16 protein-coding genes and 1 CRISPR repeat array are annotated in these 15350 nt (G+C 54.5%); of the genes, 1 reads left to right on the forward strand and 15 read right to left on the reverse strand.

Translation table 11 applies throughout. The features are described from left to right. The first annotated feature begins 125 nt into the window (after window positions 1-125). Window positions 126-767 carry a YigZ family protein gene (locus A0U42_RS01620; protein WP_065359611.1) on the forward strand — a complete coding sequence of 214 codons (642 nt, stop codon included), beginning with the start codon at window positions 126-128 and terminating at the stop codon, window positions 765-767. A 9-nt stretch (window positions 768-776) separates the two neighbouring features. Here the strand turns inward: A0U42_RS01620 and A0U42_RS01625 are convergent, their stop codons facing one another. The 15 genes from A0U42_RS01625 to A0U42_RS01695 all read right to left on the reverse strand — a co-directional run bounded on the left by A0U42_RS01625 (window position 777) and on the right by A0U42_RS01695 (window position 15349). Then, entirely contained in the window at window positions 777-1733 is a 957-nt protein-coding gene (locus A0U42_RS01625; RefSeq protein WP_065359612.1) for a D-2-hydroxyacid dehydrogenase, read from the reverse strand. 5 nt (window positions 1734-1738) lie between these two features. Continuing rightward, window positions 1739-1903 (reverse strand): hypothetical protein, encoded by a 165-nt coding sequence (locus A0U42_RS11620; protein ID WP_176698832.1) that lies wholly within the window; start codon window positions 1901-1903, stop codon window positions 1739-1741. Between the two features lie 306 nt (window positions 1904-2209). Further along, window positions 2210-4159 carry a molecular chaperone HtpG gene (gene htpG, locus A0U42_RS01630; RefSeq protein ID WP_065359613.1) on the reverse strand — a complete coding sequence of 650 codons (1950 nt, stop codon included), beginning with the start codon at window positions 4157-4159 and terminating at the stop codon, window positions 2210-2212. A 145-nt stretch (window positions 4160-4304) separates the two neighbouring features. Then, a complete protein-coding gene (locus tag A0U42_RS01635; RefSeq protein ID WP_255304074.1) occupies window positions 4305-5156 on the reverse strand; it encodes a hypothetical protein in 852 nt (283 codons plus the stop codon). 698 nt (window positions 5157-5854) lie between these two features. Continuing rightward, window positions 5855-6332: direct repeats of the CRISPR family, unit length 36 nt; unit sequence GTTTCAGTCCCCTTACGGGGATTTTGGTACGCCGGC. Between the two features lie 472 nt (window positions 6333-6804). After that, window positions 6805-7467 carry a TatD family nuclease-associated radical SAM protein gene (locus A0U42_RS01645; protein WP_176698833.1) on the reverse strand — a complete coding sequence of 221 codons (663 nt, stop codon included), beginning with the start codon at window positions 7465-7467 and terminating at the stop codon, window positions 6805-6807. A gap of 14 nt (window positions 7468-7481) precedes the next feature. Continuing rightward, window positions 7482-8303, reverse strand: a complete 822-nt coding sequence (locus A0U42_RS01650; protein WP_065359615.1) for a pyridoxamine kinase — start codon at window positions 8301-8303, stop codon at window positions 7482-7484. Window positions 8304-8316: 13 nt separating this feature from the next. Further along, on the reverse strand, window positions 8317-8871 hold the full coding sequence (locus A0U42_RS01655) for an ECF transporter S component (protein ID WP_065359616.1): 555 nt from the start codon (window positions 8869-8871) through the stop codon (window positions 8317-8319). Between the two features lie 195 nt (window positions 8872-9066). Next, window positions 9067-9936 carry a S1 RNA-binding domain-containing protein gene (locus A0U42_RS01660; protein WP_065359617.1) on the reverse strand — a complete coding sequence of 290 codons (870 nt, stop codon included), beginning with the start codon at window positions 9934-9936 and terminating at the stop codon, window positions 9067-9069. Between the two features lies 1 nt (window position 9937). Beyond that, window positions 9938-10321 (reverse strand): ribosome silencing factor, encoded by a 384-nt coding sequence (rsfS, locus tag A0U42_RS01665; RefSeq protein WP_044503073.1) that lies wholly within the window; start codon window positions 10319-10321, stop codon window positions 9938-9940. Window positions 10322-10358: 37 nt separating this feature from the next. Beyond that, window positions 10359-11303 carry an LCP family protein gene (locus A0U42_RS01670; RefSeq protein WP_065359618.1) on the reverse strand — a complete coding sequence of 315 codons (945 nt, stop codon included), beginning with the start codon at window positions 11301-11303 and terminating at the stop codon, window positions 10359-10361. Next, window positions 11300-11905 carry a bis(5'-nucleosyl)-tetraphosphatase (symmetrical) YqeK gene (yqeK, locus tag A0U42_RS01675; protein ID WP_065359619.1) on the reverse strand — a complete coding sequence of 202 codons (606 nt, stop codon included), beginning with the start codon at window positions 11903-11905 and terminating at the stop codon, window positions 11300-11302. The genes A0U42_RS01670 and yqeK overlap by 4 nt, the downstream gene beginning before the upstream one ends. After that, complete coding sequence (gene nadD, locus A0U42_RS01680; protein WP_044503076.1) at window positions 11863-12504, reverse strand: nicotinate-nucleotide adenylyltransferase; 642 nt, start codon at window positions 12502-12504, stop codon at window positions 11863-11865. Before nadD ends, yqeK begins: the two co-directional genes overlap by 43 nt. A 147-nt stretch (window positions 12505-12651) precedes the next feature. Then, window positions 12652-13896 (reverse strand): glutamate-5-semialdehyde dehydrogenase, encoded by a 1245-nt coding sequence (locus A0U42_RS01685; RefSeq protein WP_065359620.1) that lies wholly within the window; start codon window positions 13894-13896, stop codon window positions 12652-12654. A 15-nt stretch (window positions 13897-13911) separates the two neighbouring features. Further along, window positions 13912-15042, reverse strand: a complete 1131-nt coding sequence (gene proB, locus A0U42_RS01690) for a glutamate 5-kinase (RefSeq protein WP_044503135.1) — start codon at window positions 15040-15042, stop codon at window positions 13912-13914. A gap of 13 nt (window positions 15043-15055) precedes the next feature. Next, the gene (locus A0U42_RS01695; RefSeq protein WP_044503078.1) at window positions 15056-15349 is read right to left on the reverse strand and encodes a YhbY family RNA-binding protein; all 294 of its coding nucleotides are present in this window, start codon (window positions 15347-15349) and stop codon (window positions 15056-15058) included. Window position 15350 lies beyond the last annotated feature (1 nt).

Consider the following 15350-nt stretch of genomic DNA (forward strand, 5'->3'; position numbering starts at 1 on the left):
CAACATTTATTATAGAACCTAAAAAATCGGACCCGATCCATGGAGGGTCCGATTTTTTATGCCCTTTTCTTGCCAGGGCCCGGTAAATACGCTATGATGAGAAAAAACGAAAAGGAACGATTGCTATGGAATCTCTTCTCCGCTCGGTCTATGGCCGGGCTGAAGCCGAATATGTCATCAAAAAATCCCGCTTCATCGCCACTGTCTGTGAAGTGAAAACGGAAGATGAGGCGGCAGCCTTCATCGAAAGCGTGCGCAAGCACTATTGGGACGCCCGGCACAACTGCTCGGCCTTCCAAATCGGAGCCGGCGGACAGATCCAGCGCTCCAGCGACGACGGTGAGCCGTCGGGAACGGCAGGCCGGCCCATCTTAGAAGTCTTAAAGAAACGGGACCTGACCAATACGGCCGTCGTCGTCACCCGCTATTTCGGCGGCATCAAACTCGGCGCCAGCGGCCTCATCCGGGCTTACAGCCACGCCGCGACCCTGGCCCTCGACGAAGCGTCCGTCGTCGTCTACACGCCCTTCACCCTCCTTACGGCGACCGTCGCCTACCCCTTGGTCAGCACCCTCGAGCGCTTTGCCGAAAGTCACGGCGTCCTCATCGCCGACCGGGCCTTTGCCGCCGACGTGACCTTCACCTTTGAAGTCCCCGAAGGCGACAGCGACGCCTTCACAGCCGACTTGACCAATGCCACTAACGGCCGCGTCAGCTGTAAAAAAACGGGTACCGTCGTAAAACCAGTACCCGTCACAGAGACGTAACAGCTTCGATCAGGCCTTATAGCCCGTTGCCATATCGACCATATTTTCAAGTTTTTCGCCGGCGAGGAACCGCTTCAGGTTATCGACGGCAATGCGGGCGATGTAGTCGTGCGTCGCCTGCAGGTGGTAGCCGCCTGAAATATGCGGCGTAATATAGATGCCCCTCGTCTGCCACAAGGGATCGTCCTCGGGCAGCGGTTCCGGATCGGTAACGTCCAAGGCAGCCCCTGCCAAATGACCGGAAAGGACGGCTTCCCGCAGGGCTTCCTGATCGACGTTGTTGCCGCGGCCGACGTTGACGAAATAGGCCCCTTTCTTCATAGCCATGAAGCGGTCCTTATTATAGATCCGATACGTTTCCGGCGTATCAGGCAGGCACGACGCGACGATGTCCGCCCGAGAGAGATAGTCTTCGAAATGAGCCATATCCCCCATTTCATCGGCTTCCGGCGGAACCTCGCCCTTACGGCGGCGCAGGCCGATGACATAAGCCCCCAAAGCCTTTACGCGGCGGCCGAAGTTGCGGCCGATATCGCCAAAACCGACGACGACGACCGTGGCCCCATAAAAGGACGTGACCGGACCTTCATCGCGCCACAAGGATTGCTGCTGATTGTCATGGTAGAGATACAGCTTCTTCATCATAGCCAGGCTCTGAGCCAGCATGTGCTCGGACAACGCCAGGCCATAGGCACCGGTCGCATTGGTGAGCGCCACGCCGTCGGGCAGGATACCGGCCTTACAGTAACTGCCGGCACCGGCACTGTTGAGCTGGAGCCATTTCAAATGCTTGGCCTTGCTGACCAGCTGCGGGTCGATGTTGCCGATAATGACGTCGGCGTCTTCAAGGGCCGCACCGGCATCGCTTCCATCACCGGGACAGAAGGTCACCTTGGCCCCTTTCGCAGCCGTTTCAAACCACTGTCGCTGTTTTGCATCCGTATCCATGACAACGAGAATATTCAACAGAATCACTCCTTATTATATTTTGTGTTGGCGGCAATTTCTTTTACCGTTTCTAATGGGCATTTCGCGATATGGGCAATGAATTCATAGGTTACATCTTCCTGCAAGAGCGCCGTAACCAGACGAACCACGCTGCCCTCTTCGCCGTCCACGTTGACGAATTGTCCCATGTCCGCCTCCTCTGCACTATCTGCACAACCAAAAGGCCCCAATTTCACAGGTGAAACAAGACCTTTTTCGTAAAAATAAACGCTGTATTTACGTTTTAATTATAGCTTGTATGTACTGAAAAAGATAGGCGGCGGCGGTACTTGTGACAAAACTGTTCATCCGTAGTCTAAATATATCAACTATCTGTTAATGATAGTCCTAAAAAAATAATTATTGTCACTAAAAAGACAACCGCTGTCATCAAGAGATTTAAATCTGACGACAGCGGCCGTTTTAGTTAGACAGTTTTTTATTGACCTCCGGCCTTATTTCGCCATGAGCGAGGCGACTTTATTGGCAAAGGCCACGGGATCATCGGGCATGATGCCTTCGAGAAGGAGGGCCTGATCGTAGAGCAGGTGGCAGTAATCCTTGAAATCGGCCGTGTCCTTGCCGGCCTGATGGACGGCGGCTAATTTCCCGAACAATTCGTGATCCGGGTTGATTTCCAAGATGCGGCGCGCCTTGAACATGGGGTTGTTGGCGGCGGCAAAGGCCTGTTCCATGGCCAGGGACGGACCGGCCGCATCGGCAACGAGGCAGACGGCGCCGCTCTTTAAGCGGTTCGACAGGCGGACGTCGGCGACCTTATCGCCTAAGAGGCTCTTCATATCCGCGAGGAGGCCTTCATTGTCCTTGGCGAGGTCCTCGTTCTTCTTCTTTTCGGCCTTAAAGGCATCGTCTTCGAGGTCCAAATCGCCGCGGCTGACGGAATGGAAACGGTGGCCTTCGTATTCGCCGATGGCTTCGACGGCAAATTCATCGACGGGATCGGTCATGTACAGGACTTCGATGTCCCGGTCGCGGAGGAGTTCCATCTGGGGCAGGCCTTCGATGGCTTCCTTATCCTTGCCCGTTGCGTAATAGATCTTCTGCTGGCCGTCTTTCATATTGTCGACGTATTCCTTGATGGTACGGAGTTTTCCGTCTTTCGAGGACATGAACAACAAGAGGTCCTTCAGTTTTTCGACGTTGTTTTCACCGGTCATCATGCCGCTGTAGACGCCGATTTTCAGGGATTTGCCGTATTCGGCCCAGAACTTTTCATACTTTTCACGGTTCTTTTCGAGGTCCCGCTTGAGGGATTTCAAAATCGTCTTTTCCAGGTTGCGGCCGATGAGGTTCAGTTCACGGCTCTTTTGCAGGAGTTCACGGGAAATGTTGAGGGACAGATCCGGCGAATCGACGAGGCCTTTGACGAAGCGCAGGTAGTCCGGCAGGAGGTCCTTGCATTTATCCATGATGAAGATATGACGCGAATAGAGCTGGATGCCCGGTTCATAGTCGGCATAGTAGAGGTTGAACGGGGCCTTGCCCGGGATGAACAAGAGGGCCGTGTAATCGACGGCACCTTCGGCACGGTTGTGGAAGATGTCCATCGGTTCGTCCCATTCATAGAACTGATGCTGGAAAAATTCGTGGTATTCTTCCGGTTTGATATCCGATTTATTCCGCGTCCACAAGGGCTGCATGGAGTTTAAGGTCCGCGTTTCCGTATGTTCTTCTTCCGGCGCATCTTCGATGGTCTTGCCGTCGGCATCCTTTGGCTTTTCCTTGGTCGTAAAGTCCATGGTGATCGGGTAGCGGATGTAGTCGGAATACTTCTTGACCAGGCTCTGGAGGGTCATCTGATCGGTGTAGTTTTCTTCGCTGCCGTCGCCGTAGAAGTCACTGTTCAAATGGAGAATGATCGTCGTCCCGTGCTTCGGTTTCTGGCATTCTTCGAGGGTGTATTCGCCGCTTCCCGTCGATTCCCACTTGTAAGCCCGGGATTCGCCGGCCTTACGGGTGACGACCGTAACCGTATCGGCGACCATGAAGGCCGAATAGAAGCCGACGCCGAACTGGCCGATGAGGTCCTTATTCGTATCGCCGCCGTCCTGGGATTCCTTCAGCTTTTCAAGGAAGGCTTTCGTCCCCGACTGGGCAATGGTGCCGAGGTTATCCATCAAATCCTGCTTGTCCATGCCCAGGCCGTTATCGGAAATGGTCAGGGTATGGCCGTCGGCATCGGGCGTCAGGTGGATTTCAAAGCCCGTGTCCCCTTCGAGGAGATCGCCGTTAGTGAGGGACTGATAATGGAGCTTATCGATCGCATCGGAGGCGTTAGAAATGAGTTCCCGCAGGAAAATCTCGTGATTTGTATAAATAGAGTGGACCATCAGGTCCAATAACTGCTTCGTTTCAGCTTGAAATTCATGGGTTTCTTTTGCCATGGTAAAAACACTCCTTTGTATCCGTTTTCCGTACCGTCAGTGGCATCTGAGGTACCTTCACATCACTATCATACCGCAAAAAGTCAAATAGTCAAGTATTTTTTCGGCATAAGCCTGCCCCATGGCAAAAGACAAGGCTGCGCCCTCATTCCAGGCTTTGACGAGGACCGAGTTTTACCGAACCGCCCATAAAAATCTGCTGCAGATTGCCGTCGTCATCGACACTGGCTGCAATGGCAATGGTGCCGCCGGGCTGCTTCATATAAGCGGCCACCCGTTTGCGCGTCGTACAGGCAAGCGCTGCTGCGACGGCTGCCGATCCGCTGCCGCAGCTGTTTTCCCAGTAGAGGGTGTCCGTCCGGCTGACGTAGACGGCAGGAATCATCTCCTGCGTTTTGGTGTCGCAGAGGATGAGGCCGTACGCCGGGAAAGCTTCGCCGTCGACGTAATCTTTCAAGGCCTGCCAATAGATATCCTTATCAAGACCTTCAAAGGTCTCGACGAAGTGGACAAAGTGCGTAATCCCCGGCAGGTCGACGCGGAAGAAACGAGCCGGCACCCCGCCGACGTCTACTAAAATACCGCTGACGTCGTCAGGATAGGGCATTTCGATAAAGGCCTCGTAGTCCTCGCCTCCCGTATGATTGACCTTGACCGGCAGGATTTCGTCGCAGCCCGAACAGGATACGCCGTAGACGCCCTGATCCTTCCCCTCGCAGGACAAGGCATAGGCCGCCGCTGCCCGCGAGGCATTGCCGCAAAATTCGCCGCCCATCATATCGACGCGAAGGGGCTTGCCTTCCATACAGGTCACATAGCCGACCTGCTCGGCGTCGATGTCAGGCCTTGCCAGTAAGGCCGCCGCCAAGGTACTGTGTTCTTCCTTAGGGACCGGCGTCAGCACCAAAATCGTCTTATTGCCGCTGGGATTGGCCAACATATACTCTATCTTCATGATCATGCTCCTTTTCGCGCGGACCCGTACGTCCGCGTCCATAGTACGTATCTCCTGCTATTGTATCACGACGCCGGTCTTCATAGAATACGAAGTCGCTCTTTTTTATTCCGTTTCACCAAGGGATGGCCTCTCCATATAATCCGATCATCGAAGCCATGTGAGACAGGGGGAAAAACCTACATGTCCGCCCTTATGTTACCAAAAATATTTCGTCTAAATAAATATAACTCGAAAAAATGTGAATGTAAAATCGATAACAGCTTATGACAAGCGACTTAAGAGTTTAAACCAAGCTCTAAGTCGCTTTTTTGTAAACTCATATAGTCAGATACCTTATGGTATCGAGAAAAGAGGAATTTTTCTCATTTTCTTCATCCTCACAAAGAGGCCGTCATTTTCAAGGACCGAAGGAATCAGACGAGCCCGAGCACGCACAAAGGCCAAAAACCTTCTGCAGCCCTGCCCTCCCTCCGAGACGTCAGCCCGAGCCCATATTCGGCTGGAAATTCGCCGGTTCATGTCCCCCTTGACAGAGATGGCGCAGCCCGTCGTCAGACTCCCACAACATGACGCCCGTCATCAAAAACGGTACCAGACATCCTTCACCGATGCCGGTACCGTTTTTTCATGCCATCTTCAATTTTACGCGCCCGCCGACGCGTCAACAAACCTCCGTCCAAGGTATTTAGAAACCGCGTTTCAGTCCCCTATGGCACAAACTCCTTTTTTTCCAAAAGGAGTCCATTTGGCTGCGGGGATTTTGGTACGCCGGCGGCTAAAGACTAAGTTACGCCTTGCGAACGGCACGGGTATGTTTCAGTCCCCTTACGGGGATTTTGGTACGCCGGCTTAATGCCGCTGGGGGCTTAGTCCGTGGTTGCAGCATGTTTCAGTCCCCTTGCGGGGATTTTGGTACGCCGGCTCTTATAGTGCTCACTTGTAGGATCTTCATATTCAGTTTCAGTCCCCTTACGGGGATTTTGGTACGCCGGCATGATCGAGATCGATTCGGAAATTTCCGAATACGATGTTTCAGTCCCCTTACGGGGATTTTGGTACGCCGGCCTTCCAAGTTCAGACGGGCAGCGCCATGTTAATGCCTCGTGTTTCAGTCCCCTTACGGGGATTTTGGTACGCCGGCTGAGGAAGCTAAACAGCTTGATAGCATTAGCTATCAGGGTTTCAGTCCCCTTACGGGGATTTTGGTACGCCGGCGCTGTCTCCCAGTACCCGCTCCCAGACTGGGCTCACAGGCGATTTTTTCAAACCTCGGGCTTTTTTCGCCTTTTCGGCTGACCCGGGTGAAAAATAAAAATCAGGCAATGGCGATTATCGGCTTGGTTATGCCGTTTTTCGCAGGTTTAAAAATTTTCAAACCTAGGCGGTTTTTGACCCTGAAATAGGTTTTCCAAAGGTCAATATTACCTTGACTTTTCTTTAGTATACGTTTTTCGGCTTTTGTTGTCAAACCTTTCTAACATGAGGTCGAAGCTTCCCTGCAAGGACTTATGATCGATTGTAAGAGCTCTTTTTGCGTCTTCGTCGTTTTTCGGTACCGTGCTGCGAACAGTCCTCGAAATGGGGTGAACATTCCGTCCGGACTCCGCGATAGAGCCCATCGGATAGCTTCTATACGCCAAAAAGCCGCCTCTGATGAGACAGCTTTTGTGTATGATGGTCGTATTCTCTATTTATCTTCGTAGACCCGGACGCGTAAGGTCAGTCCCAGGTCGTCACAGATGGCCCGGCATTTTTTGATTTCTTCACTGTCTTCGACTTTATCGACGACGGTGAGGACGACGTTTTTCACGTACTGTTTGCAGCTGACGGCAAAGTTCAGCATGGCATCGAAGGACGGCAGGCCGAATTTGCTCCGCGTCAGTTCGAGATACCGTTCTTTGTTGGAGGCGTTCATGCTGATGGAAATGGTATCGAGGATGCCGCCGCCAAAGTCCGGTGCCGTCGGCCGGCCGTAGTCCAAATCGGACAGGCCGTTGGTGTTGAGCCGCGTCTTGACCGTCGGGTGCTTTTCTTTGACGTATGCCAGAAGGGTTTTTAAGTCTTCCAAGCGTTCCGTCGGTTCGCCGAACCCACAGAAGACGACTTCGTTGATACGGTCCCAAGGGGCCCCGTCGAGTTCTTTTTTGACTTCATCGACGGTCGGTTCTTGTTTCAGCCACAGCGTTTCGTCTTCAGCCATCTTCTTCATCGAGCGCAGGCAGAAGGTGCACGAACAGGTGCAGCGATTGGTCAGATTGACGTACATGCTCCACGGGCTTTCTTTCTGTAATGCCCGGTCGTCTTTTAAATCGACGTATTGTCCTTGTCCTACTACGGTATAAACGATCATGATGCTATCCCCTTTTATTGTAATGTCGTCAAATATTCTTCAAACGCAAGGCCGGCGTTGTGCGGAAGATCTAAGGTCTCTGTGTATTCCATGACCTTGCAGATGAAGTCGGCCGCCTTCTGTACGGCTTCTGTAAGGCCTTCTCCGCGAACGACAGCGGCCGAGACGATGGCCGTAAAGACGTCGCCCGTCCCGCTGCGGTCGCTGCCGATTTTTTTCGTCTTGACCCACGACGTTTGGCCGTGATCGTAAATGAAGTTTCCAATGTACGAACCGCGGTGGATACCGGTCAGGACGACGCCCTGCGGTCCCTTGTCGGCCAAGGCCTTGGCCATATCGGAAAAGTCCTCGTCAGACAGGTCAGACGACGGCCGGTAAGGCCGCCCCAAGAGCTCGCAGGCTTCGGTCAGGTTGGGCGTCAAGACGTCGGCATCGGTGAGAAGGCGCCGCATGTCGTCGCACATTTCCTGGGTATAAGACGAATAGATGCGGCCATTGTCTCCCATGACGGGGTCGACGATGACCTTCGTATCCGGTCCTTTGAAGTCGTGCAGAAAATCGAGGACCATGTCGATCTGGCGGACCGAGCCGAGAAAGCCCGTGCTGATGCCGTCGAAGGTCAGCTTATTTTTCTTCCAACTGTCGATATAGGGCGTCATATGGTCCGTATAGTCGTCGAGGTAGTAATCGTGAAAGCCGGTGTGAACGGAAAGGATCGCCGTCGGCAGGATACAGCCTTGTACCTTTAAGGCCGACACGATGGGCAGGGCCACGGCGATGCTGCAGCGGCCGTAGCCGGTGACGTCATTGACCAGGGCCAACTTTTTTTGATGCATAGAGAATCATTCCTTATCTTTTCAGGTTGTAACCATAACCACGGAACGGGACTCTCATGAAACAAGCAGCGATGGCGTAGGCCGCAGCCATGTTGACGACCCCTTCCCCGATGAGGCCGGGCACCATGGTAAGGCCGGCTTCTAAGCTGCCGTAGAGGAGACCGCCCGCTGCCGTATAGGAAACGACCATCCAGACGGCCGATAAGAAGAAGCCCAAAAAGACCTTGAGGGACGTCAGTTTCCACGGTTCCTTATCGGGGCGGACGACCCAAAAGACGGCTTCGACCATGACGAATTTAATGATCAGGGTCGGCACGATCCAGATAGGAAACCCGCCGATAAGGTCCGACAAGGCCGAACCGATGGAAGCTGCAGCCGCCGCCTGACGGCGCGAACTGAACAGGACAGACGCAAAGATGACGGCATCACCGAGATGGGCATAGCCCAAGGGAATGGGGATGCGCGGTACGAAAGTCAGGATAAAGACCAGGGCCGTTAAGACGGCAGCATAACAGAGATTGGCAGCCGAAAAAACCGGTGCCTTTTGTTCCATAGATGATGAATGCATGTGAAATCCTCCTCACGGGTACAGAATTCACACATTGGCCAATGTATGGTTATGATTAATCTGTACTCTATTTTAGAGTATATTACTTCTTCTGTAAATAGGACAGATTCGTTTTTTTCTGTACACCTTCTTCCCCACTCCGTCAAAAAGACCCGGAACGACAGAAAAGCTCCCGCGCAATGGGGAGCTTTTCATCTATTTCGTTTCACTTTCCGTCTCTAAATAGGTCCAGCCTTCTTCCTGGCGGACTTTCTGTTCTTTCATGAGATGACCCAAGGCCCGTTTAAAAGCAGCCTTGCTGAGGCCGAATTTGGCCTTGATGACGGCCGGTGCCGTCTTGTCGCCATAGGGCATCTTGCCCCTGCGCTGTTCGAGGAACTGCAAGATCTTCTCGGCGTCGGGGTTGATGGCATTTTCTTTCGTCTGGCGCAGGGAAATGTTGATGCGCCCGTCTTCGCGCAGGAAGGTGATGCGGCCCTTTATCATCTGTCCGATGAGGATGGGTCCGTTGAATTCGCTGCGGTGCAAAAAGGCGATCCACCGTTCGCGGGTCATGAGGTAGGCCCCTTGGTCGGTCATGTTGTAAATGGCCCCTTCGACCCAGTCGCCGACCTTGGCGTCCGTCGCCGCTCTCGACGCCCGGCGCATTTCATCTTCGACTTCCATCGACACGGCCAGGCGGTGGGACTTGTCTTCATAGAGCTTGACCCAGACGTATTCCCCTTCTTTGGGGCGGCCCTTCATTTCAGCAAAGGGCATGAAGATGCCGCGTTCGGTACCGACATCGACGAAGGCGCCGAAGCGGGTCGTATTGATGACCGGTGCATAGCCGATCTGACCGATCTTAATCTTGGGCAGGCGCATGGAGGCCGTCAGGCGTCCCGACGGGTCGTGGTACAGGAATACCGTCACGGCATCGCCGATATGGACCTCTTCCGTCTGCTGATTGATATGGAGGAGGATGTCGTCGTTGGTATTGCCCGTGCCGCCGTCCAAAAAGGCACCCATTTCGCTTTGGCGCAGGACTTCGAGGGTAGCAATACTGTTTTCTTGAAGTGTCGTCATATTATTCACCTTCATAGTCGATTCGCGGTGCGTCGGCCCACAAGTTTTCCAGATCGTAGTACTGGCGTTCCTGTTCGACGAAGACGTGGGCAATGACTTCACCGGCGTCGATGAGGATCCACTTGCCTTCACGGTAGCCTTCGACGTGGAGGATGGGATAGCCCTTCTGTTCCATCTGTTCTTCAATGTTATCGGCAATACTCTGGGTCTGGCGGTTGTTGCGGGCACTGCAGATGACGAAGTAGTCGGCCATGAGGGACGACTCCTTGATATCGAGGACGGTGATGTCCCAGGCTTTCTTGTCGTCGGCTGCGGCGCAGACGATTTCATAAGGGGATAATTCTTTCATCGGTTCCGCGTTGGCGGGTTTCATGGTAATTGGCATATATGAAAAGTCTCCTTTTTTTTATACGAATGTAAGGTTAGGCATCATCGGGCTTGGGCGCTGCCGAGATGGCGTTGTTCGTCCGACCGATGACTTTTTGGACTTCGACCGGGTCGTAGGTCCAGTAATATTTATTGTCGCTGTTCTTACCGCCCGGAGCCATTTCGCCGGGCAGGATATAGAAGTTGATGTTGTCGGCCGTGACGTTGCGGAAGTCAAAGGCCAGTTCGGCCATGTCTTTAGCCGGGATATTGGAATCGACGTTGTGCCACAGGCGGTACATGAAGAAGGCGTTGCTCAGGCCGAAGTCCTTTTGCCGGTCTGCGTAGAAGTTCTTGATGAACCGTTCCTGGCGCTGGGTCCGCGACACGTAGCCGTTGCTGTCGAGGTAGCGCATATACCCCGTAGCGTCCTTGCCGTCGAGGGTCTGGTAGCCCTGGAAGATGTTGATGTCCGTTTCGCCGGCTGCATCGCCGTGGTACATGTTCTTTTCGACGTACAGGGGCACGCCGCCGTTCATGTCGATCATCTTGGCGAAGGATTCCGGCGTAAAGGCTGCGTAGTAGGGAATGGGAATGTGGAAAATGTCTTCCACGACGGCCCGCACCAGGCTGATGCCGCCTTCGGTGTAGACGTCCTGCAGTTCTTGTATCCCCTTTTCCTTGCGCCCTTCGATCTTCGTATCGTCGGGCAGCATGATGAGGTCGATGTGCTTCTTGTCCTTGTTGATGGCGGCGACGCCGACGAAGTTGGCCTGCTGGGGATTTTCTCCGTCCGTACCGATGAGCAGGACGTAGAGCGGCTTATCGGGGCTGGTCTGGACGAAGTCGTTGCTGCCGGCCGGCGTCGTATCGGGCCCTTCGGGCTGCGTTTCGGGACTGGTGAAATGAACGTAGGCCGAGCGGCAGACCAAGAAAATCGCCACGGCGGCGACGACGGCTAAAATGCGGTTTAAGATTCTTCTTCTCTTTTCTCGTGTCATCGGCAGGCCTTCCTCGCTGCCGCTTTCATCATGGCGCTGATGTGGGCGTTGCGGTTGACGACCGTACCGATGAAAATCGGTTTCTTCTGATCGAGGAGGTGGCGGATCGTCGAATCGTAGCCTAAGAGGACGGCTTCGTCGAGGTCCTGTTCGGCGGCCTGACGCAGCGCTTCGACGCCGTCAAAGTCGCGGTTCACTTCGATATAGTCGGCCATGAAGATGATCTTTTCGAGCTTCCCCATGGTTTCGGCCCCCGTCGTATGATGGGCAATGGCCGAGAGGATATCGGGATCGTCAATGCCGTACTGTTCCCGGGCCAGGGTCACGGCGGCATAGCCGTGGAGGAGGCTGCCGATGTTAAAGATAGGCGCCGGAAGATCCGTAAAGGAGCGGCCGGCTAAGGCCTGCATCTCTTCGAGGGGCTTTTGTTTCGCCGCATCATGAAGGAGGGCAGCCACTTCTGCCGCATCGGCATCACTGCCGTAGAGGCCGGCTAAGTGCCGGGCCGCTGCGGCCACGCCGAGGACATGGGTATAGCGACCGGGCGTCAGGGATTTTTTTAAATCTGCTTTAATGGCATCTTTGAATTCTTCGTTGTACATTGATATACTCCATTTTTTCTGATGTATTCGACGACTGCCGAAGGCATCATATAGCGGACGGACAGGCCCAGGCGGATGCGGCGCCGGAGTTCTGTCGAAGAGATTTCCATGGTCGGCACGGGCAGTTTGAGGATGTTTTTTCCCAACTCGCCAAAGGACGAGATGATGGAATCGATCTGTTCCGAGCCGTCCGGCCGGGTCGCACCGATAAACTGGCACAGGCTGAGGATTTCTTCCGGATTGTTCCAGTTGTGCAGGTCGTGGATCGTATCGGTCCCCGAGATGAAATACAGGCTGTGCGACGGGCCGTATATTTCTTTTAAAAGCCGCAGCGTATCGACCGTATAGGAATTGCCCCGGCGGCGCATCTCCATATCGCTGACGGTAAAGTACGGGTTATCGGCCGTAGCCAGTCGCGTCATGGCCAATCGCTGCTCGGCTGTCGCACCGCAGACATCCTTATTGGGTGTAATGTACGACGGCACGAACAGTACCTTCTTCAGGTGAAAGGCCTGACGCGCTTCTTCGGCGATCATGAGGTGTCCTAAGTGGATGGGATTAAAGGTCCCTCCCATGACGCCGAGCCTAGTGATTTCCATGGTACAAATAGATTCCTCCCCAGGCGATAGCTACGGCTAACGCATAAAGCAATAAAAACTTGGCATAGTGTCGGTATTCAAATCGGGTCTTCGGTGAGGCGGCATATTGGCGAAGGGTCCGCCCGTAACCGTGAAGGAAGCGCAGCATCAGCGAATCTGGCCCTGGCCGTCGATGAGGTATTTATACGAGACCAAAGCAGTAAGACCCATGGGACCGCGGACGTGCAGTTTCTGCGTGCTGATACCGATTTCGGCGCCAAAGCCGAATTCAAAGCCGTCCGTAAAGCGCGTCGAAGCGTTGACGTAGACGGCGGCCGAATCGACGGCCTTCTGGAAAGCTTTCGCCGTGTCCGGATTTCCTGTGACGATGGCTTCCGAATGATGGGTGCTGAAGCGGCGGATGTGATTCAGGGCTTCGTCGAGAGAGCCGACGACTTTAACGGACATGATGAGGCTGTTGTATTCCGTCGCCCAGTCGTCGTCATCGGCGGCCTTCATAGCGCTTACAGCCCGGGCTTCATCGTCGCCGCGGAGCTCGACGGCATCGGAATCCATGACCGGCGCTAACATTTCTAAAAATTCCTTGGCTACGTCGCGGTGGACCAAGAGAGTTTCCATGGCGTTGCACGTCGACGGCCGCGATACCTTGGCGTTTTCGACGATCTTGACGGCCATGGAAAGATCGGCATCCTTATCGACGTAGACGTGGCAGACGCCGCTTCCCGTTTCGATGCAGGGAACGGTCGCCGTATCGACGACCATGCGGATGAGGCCGGCACCGCCGCGGGGAATGGCCAAATCGATGAAGCCCCGTAAGGTAAGGAGCTCTTTGACCAGGGCCCGGTCGGTATTTTCAAGGATGTTGACGCTGTTTTCCGGAAGGCCGGCTGCTTTCAGCCCTTCCCGGATGACGGCGGTCAAGGCCGTGTTGGAAGCGATGGCTTCACTGCCGCCGCGAAGGACGCAGGCGTTGCCCGATTTGATGCAAAGGGCCGCTGCGTCGACGGTGACGTTGGGCCGCGATTCGAAGATGATCGCAATGACCCCTAAGGGGACGCTGACCTTCTGGATGAAAAGGCCGTTGGGACGGCGGAATTCATCGAGGACGACGCCGGACGGGTCGGGAAGGTCGATGACCTGGCGAACGCCTTCTGCCATGGCGGCAATCCGTTCTTTGGTCAAGGTCAGGCGGTCGACCATGGCCGGTGCCATCCCCTTTTCCTCAGCCCGCTTCACATCTTCGGCGTTGGCCGACAGGATGTCCTCGCAATGGGTCAAGAGGGCCTCAGCGATATAAGCCAGGGCCTTATTCTTGACGTCGGTCCCGGCCGTTTGCAGGACGTACGACGCGTCTTTGGCATCGCGGCCCTTGCGGTATACTTCAGATATCATGGGAAAAACCCCTTTCTAATACATGACGACCAGGTTATCGCGATGGATGACTTCGTCAAAGATGCCGTTGTGGCCGAGAATGTCGGCGATATCCGCCGACCGTCGGCCTTTGATGGCGTTGATGTGGACGCTGCCGTAGTTGGAAATGCCCTTGGCAATGGTCAATCCGTCGTAGACGACGCTGACGATGTCCCCTTCTTCAAAGAAGCCCTCGACCCCGATGATGCCAACAGGAAGGAGGCTCGACCCCTTGTCGAGGATGGCGTCGCGGCAGCCCTTGTCGACGAGGAGTTTTCCCGTCGCCTTGCTGCCCGAAACGAGCCAGCGCTTCTTCGAGTGGAGCGGCGTTTCTTTCGCTTTAAACAAGGTCCCCACGTCTTCTCCGGCACAGATGCGGCTGACGATGTCGTCTTCGCTCCCGGAGGCGATGACCATGTCGACGTCGGCGGCGGTAGCGATGGCAGCGGCCTGGATCTTGGTATACATGCCGCCCGTCCCCATGGAGGACCCGGCGTCACCGGCGATGTCGTAGATGTGCTTATCGATATTATCGACGTAGGAAATGATTTTCGCATCGGCATGGGTTCGGGGATTGTCCGTATAGAGGCCGTCGATGTCCGACAAGAGGATCAAGAGATTGGCGTCGACGAGGCCGCTGACCATGGCCGACAGGGTGTCGTTGTCACCGATTTTATACTCATCGACGGCGACGACGTCGTTTTCATTGATGATGGGAATGATGCCCATGTCAATCATGGTCAGGAGGGCATTTCGCGAGTGCATGAATTTGCTGCGGTCCTGTGAGTCCATGCGGGTCAGGAGAACCTGGCCGACGACTTGGCCGTATTCGCGGAACAGCCGTTCATACGTATGCATGAGGACGCCCTGTCCGACGGCGGCTAAGGCCTGTTTTTCCCGGATCGACTTCGGCCTTTGATCGAGGTTGAGCGGTGCCATACCGGCATTGGTCGCCCCGGAGCTGACCAAGATCATTTCCTTTCCCTGATTCTGCAAATCTGCCAATTCTCGTACTAAATGCTCCATGCGGCGGTAGTTCAATTTGCCCGTCCCATGGGAAATCGTACTGGATCCGACCTTGACGACGATGCGCTTCTTGTGGTCAAAATCCCTGCGTCTGCTGTTCACCATGCCTCACGTCCTAGTCTTTAATAAATTCGTATTTCGATTTCTTGTCTTTCTTCTTAAATAAGATGCCGTAGTGGCCGATGACCTGAATCAGTTCGGCACCGAGCATGTCGGCCAAGTCTTCCATCGTTTCCTTCGTCGGAAGGTTGGCGTTGTTGAGGACGTGGGCCTTAATCAGTTCCCGCGCCGTAATGGCTGCTCTGGCACTGTCGATGACGGCGTCGCTTAAGCCGTCCTTTCCGATTTGGACGACGGCCGGCATGAGGCTGGCCATCCCCCGTAACTGCTGTCTGTCTTTATTATTCATA

Origin of the sequence: Megasphaera sp. DISK 18, from assembly GCF_001682955.1 — a bacterium.
GTDB classification, from domain to species: domain Bacteria; phylum Bacillota; class Negativicutes; order Veillonellales; family Megasphaeraceae; genus Megasphaera; species Megasphaera massiliensis.

Bases quoted from the DNA above. Each gene is read 5' to 3' on its own strand.
- A0U42_RS01620 (WP_065359611.1), top strand. From the start codon at position 126: ATGGAATCTCTTCTCCGCTCGGTCTATGGCCGGGCTGAAGCCGAATAT.
- A0U42_RS11620 (WP_176698832.1), bottom strand. From the start codon at position 1,903: ATGGGACAATTCGTCAACGTGGACGGCGAAGAGGGCAGCGTGGTTCGT.
- htpG (WP_065359613.1), bottom strand. From the start codon at position 4,159: ATGGCAAAAGAAACCCATGAATTTCAAGCTGAAACGAAGCAGTTATTG.
- A0U42_RS01635 (WP_255304074.1), bottom strand. From the start codon at position 5,156: ATGGACGCGGACGTACGGGTCCGCGCGAAAAGGAGCATGATCATGAAG.
- A0U42_RS01645 (WP_176698833.1), bottom strand. From the start codon at position 7,467: ATGATCGTTTATACCGTAGTAGGACAAGGACAATACGTCGATTTAAAA.
- A0U42_RS01650 (WP_065359615.1), bottom strand. From the start codon at position 8,303: ATGCATCAAAAAAAGTTGGCCCTGGTCAATGACGTCACCGGCTACGGC.
- A0U42_RS01655 (WP_065359616.1), bottom strand. From the start codon at position 8,871: ATGCATTCATCATCTATGGAACAAAAGGCACCGGTTTTTTCGGCTGCC.
- A0U42_RS01660 (WP_065359617.1), bottom strand. From the start codon at position 9,936: ATGACGACACTTCAAGAAAACAGTATTGCTACCCTCGAAGTCCTGCGC.
- rsfS (WP_044503073.1), bottom strand. From the start codon at position 10,321: ATGCCAATTACCATGAAACCCGCCAACGCGGAACCGATGAAAGAATTA.
- A0U42_RS01670 (WP_065359618.1), bottom strand. From the start codon at position 11,303: ATGACACGAGAAAAGAGAAGAAGAATCTTAAACCGCATTTTAGCCGTC.
- yqeK (WP_065359619.1), bottom strand. From the start codon at position 11,905: ATGTACAACGAAGAATTCAAAGATGCCATTAAAGCAGATTTAAAAAAA.
- nadD (WP_044503076.1), bottom strand. From the start codon at position 12,504: ATGGAAATCACTAGGCTCGGCGTCATGGGAGGGACCTTTAATCCCATC.
- A0U42_RS01685 (WP_065359620.1), bottom strand. From the start codon at position 13,896: ATGATATCTGAAGTATACCGCAAGGGCCGCGATGCCAAAGACGCGTCG.
- A0U42_RS01695 (WP_044503078.1), bottom strand. From the start codon at position 15,349: ATGAATAATAAAGACAGACAGCAGTTACGGGGGATGGCCAGCCTCATG.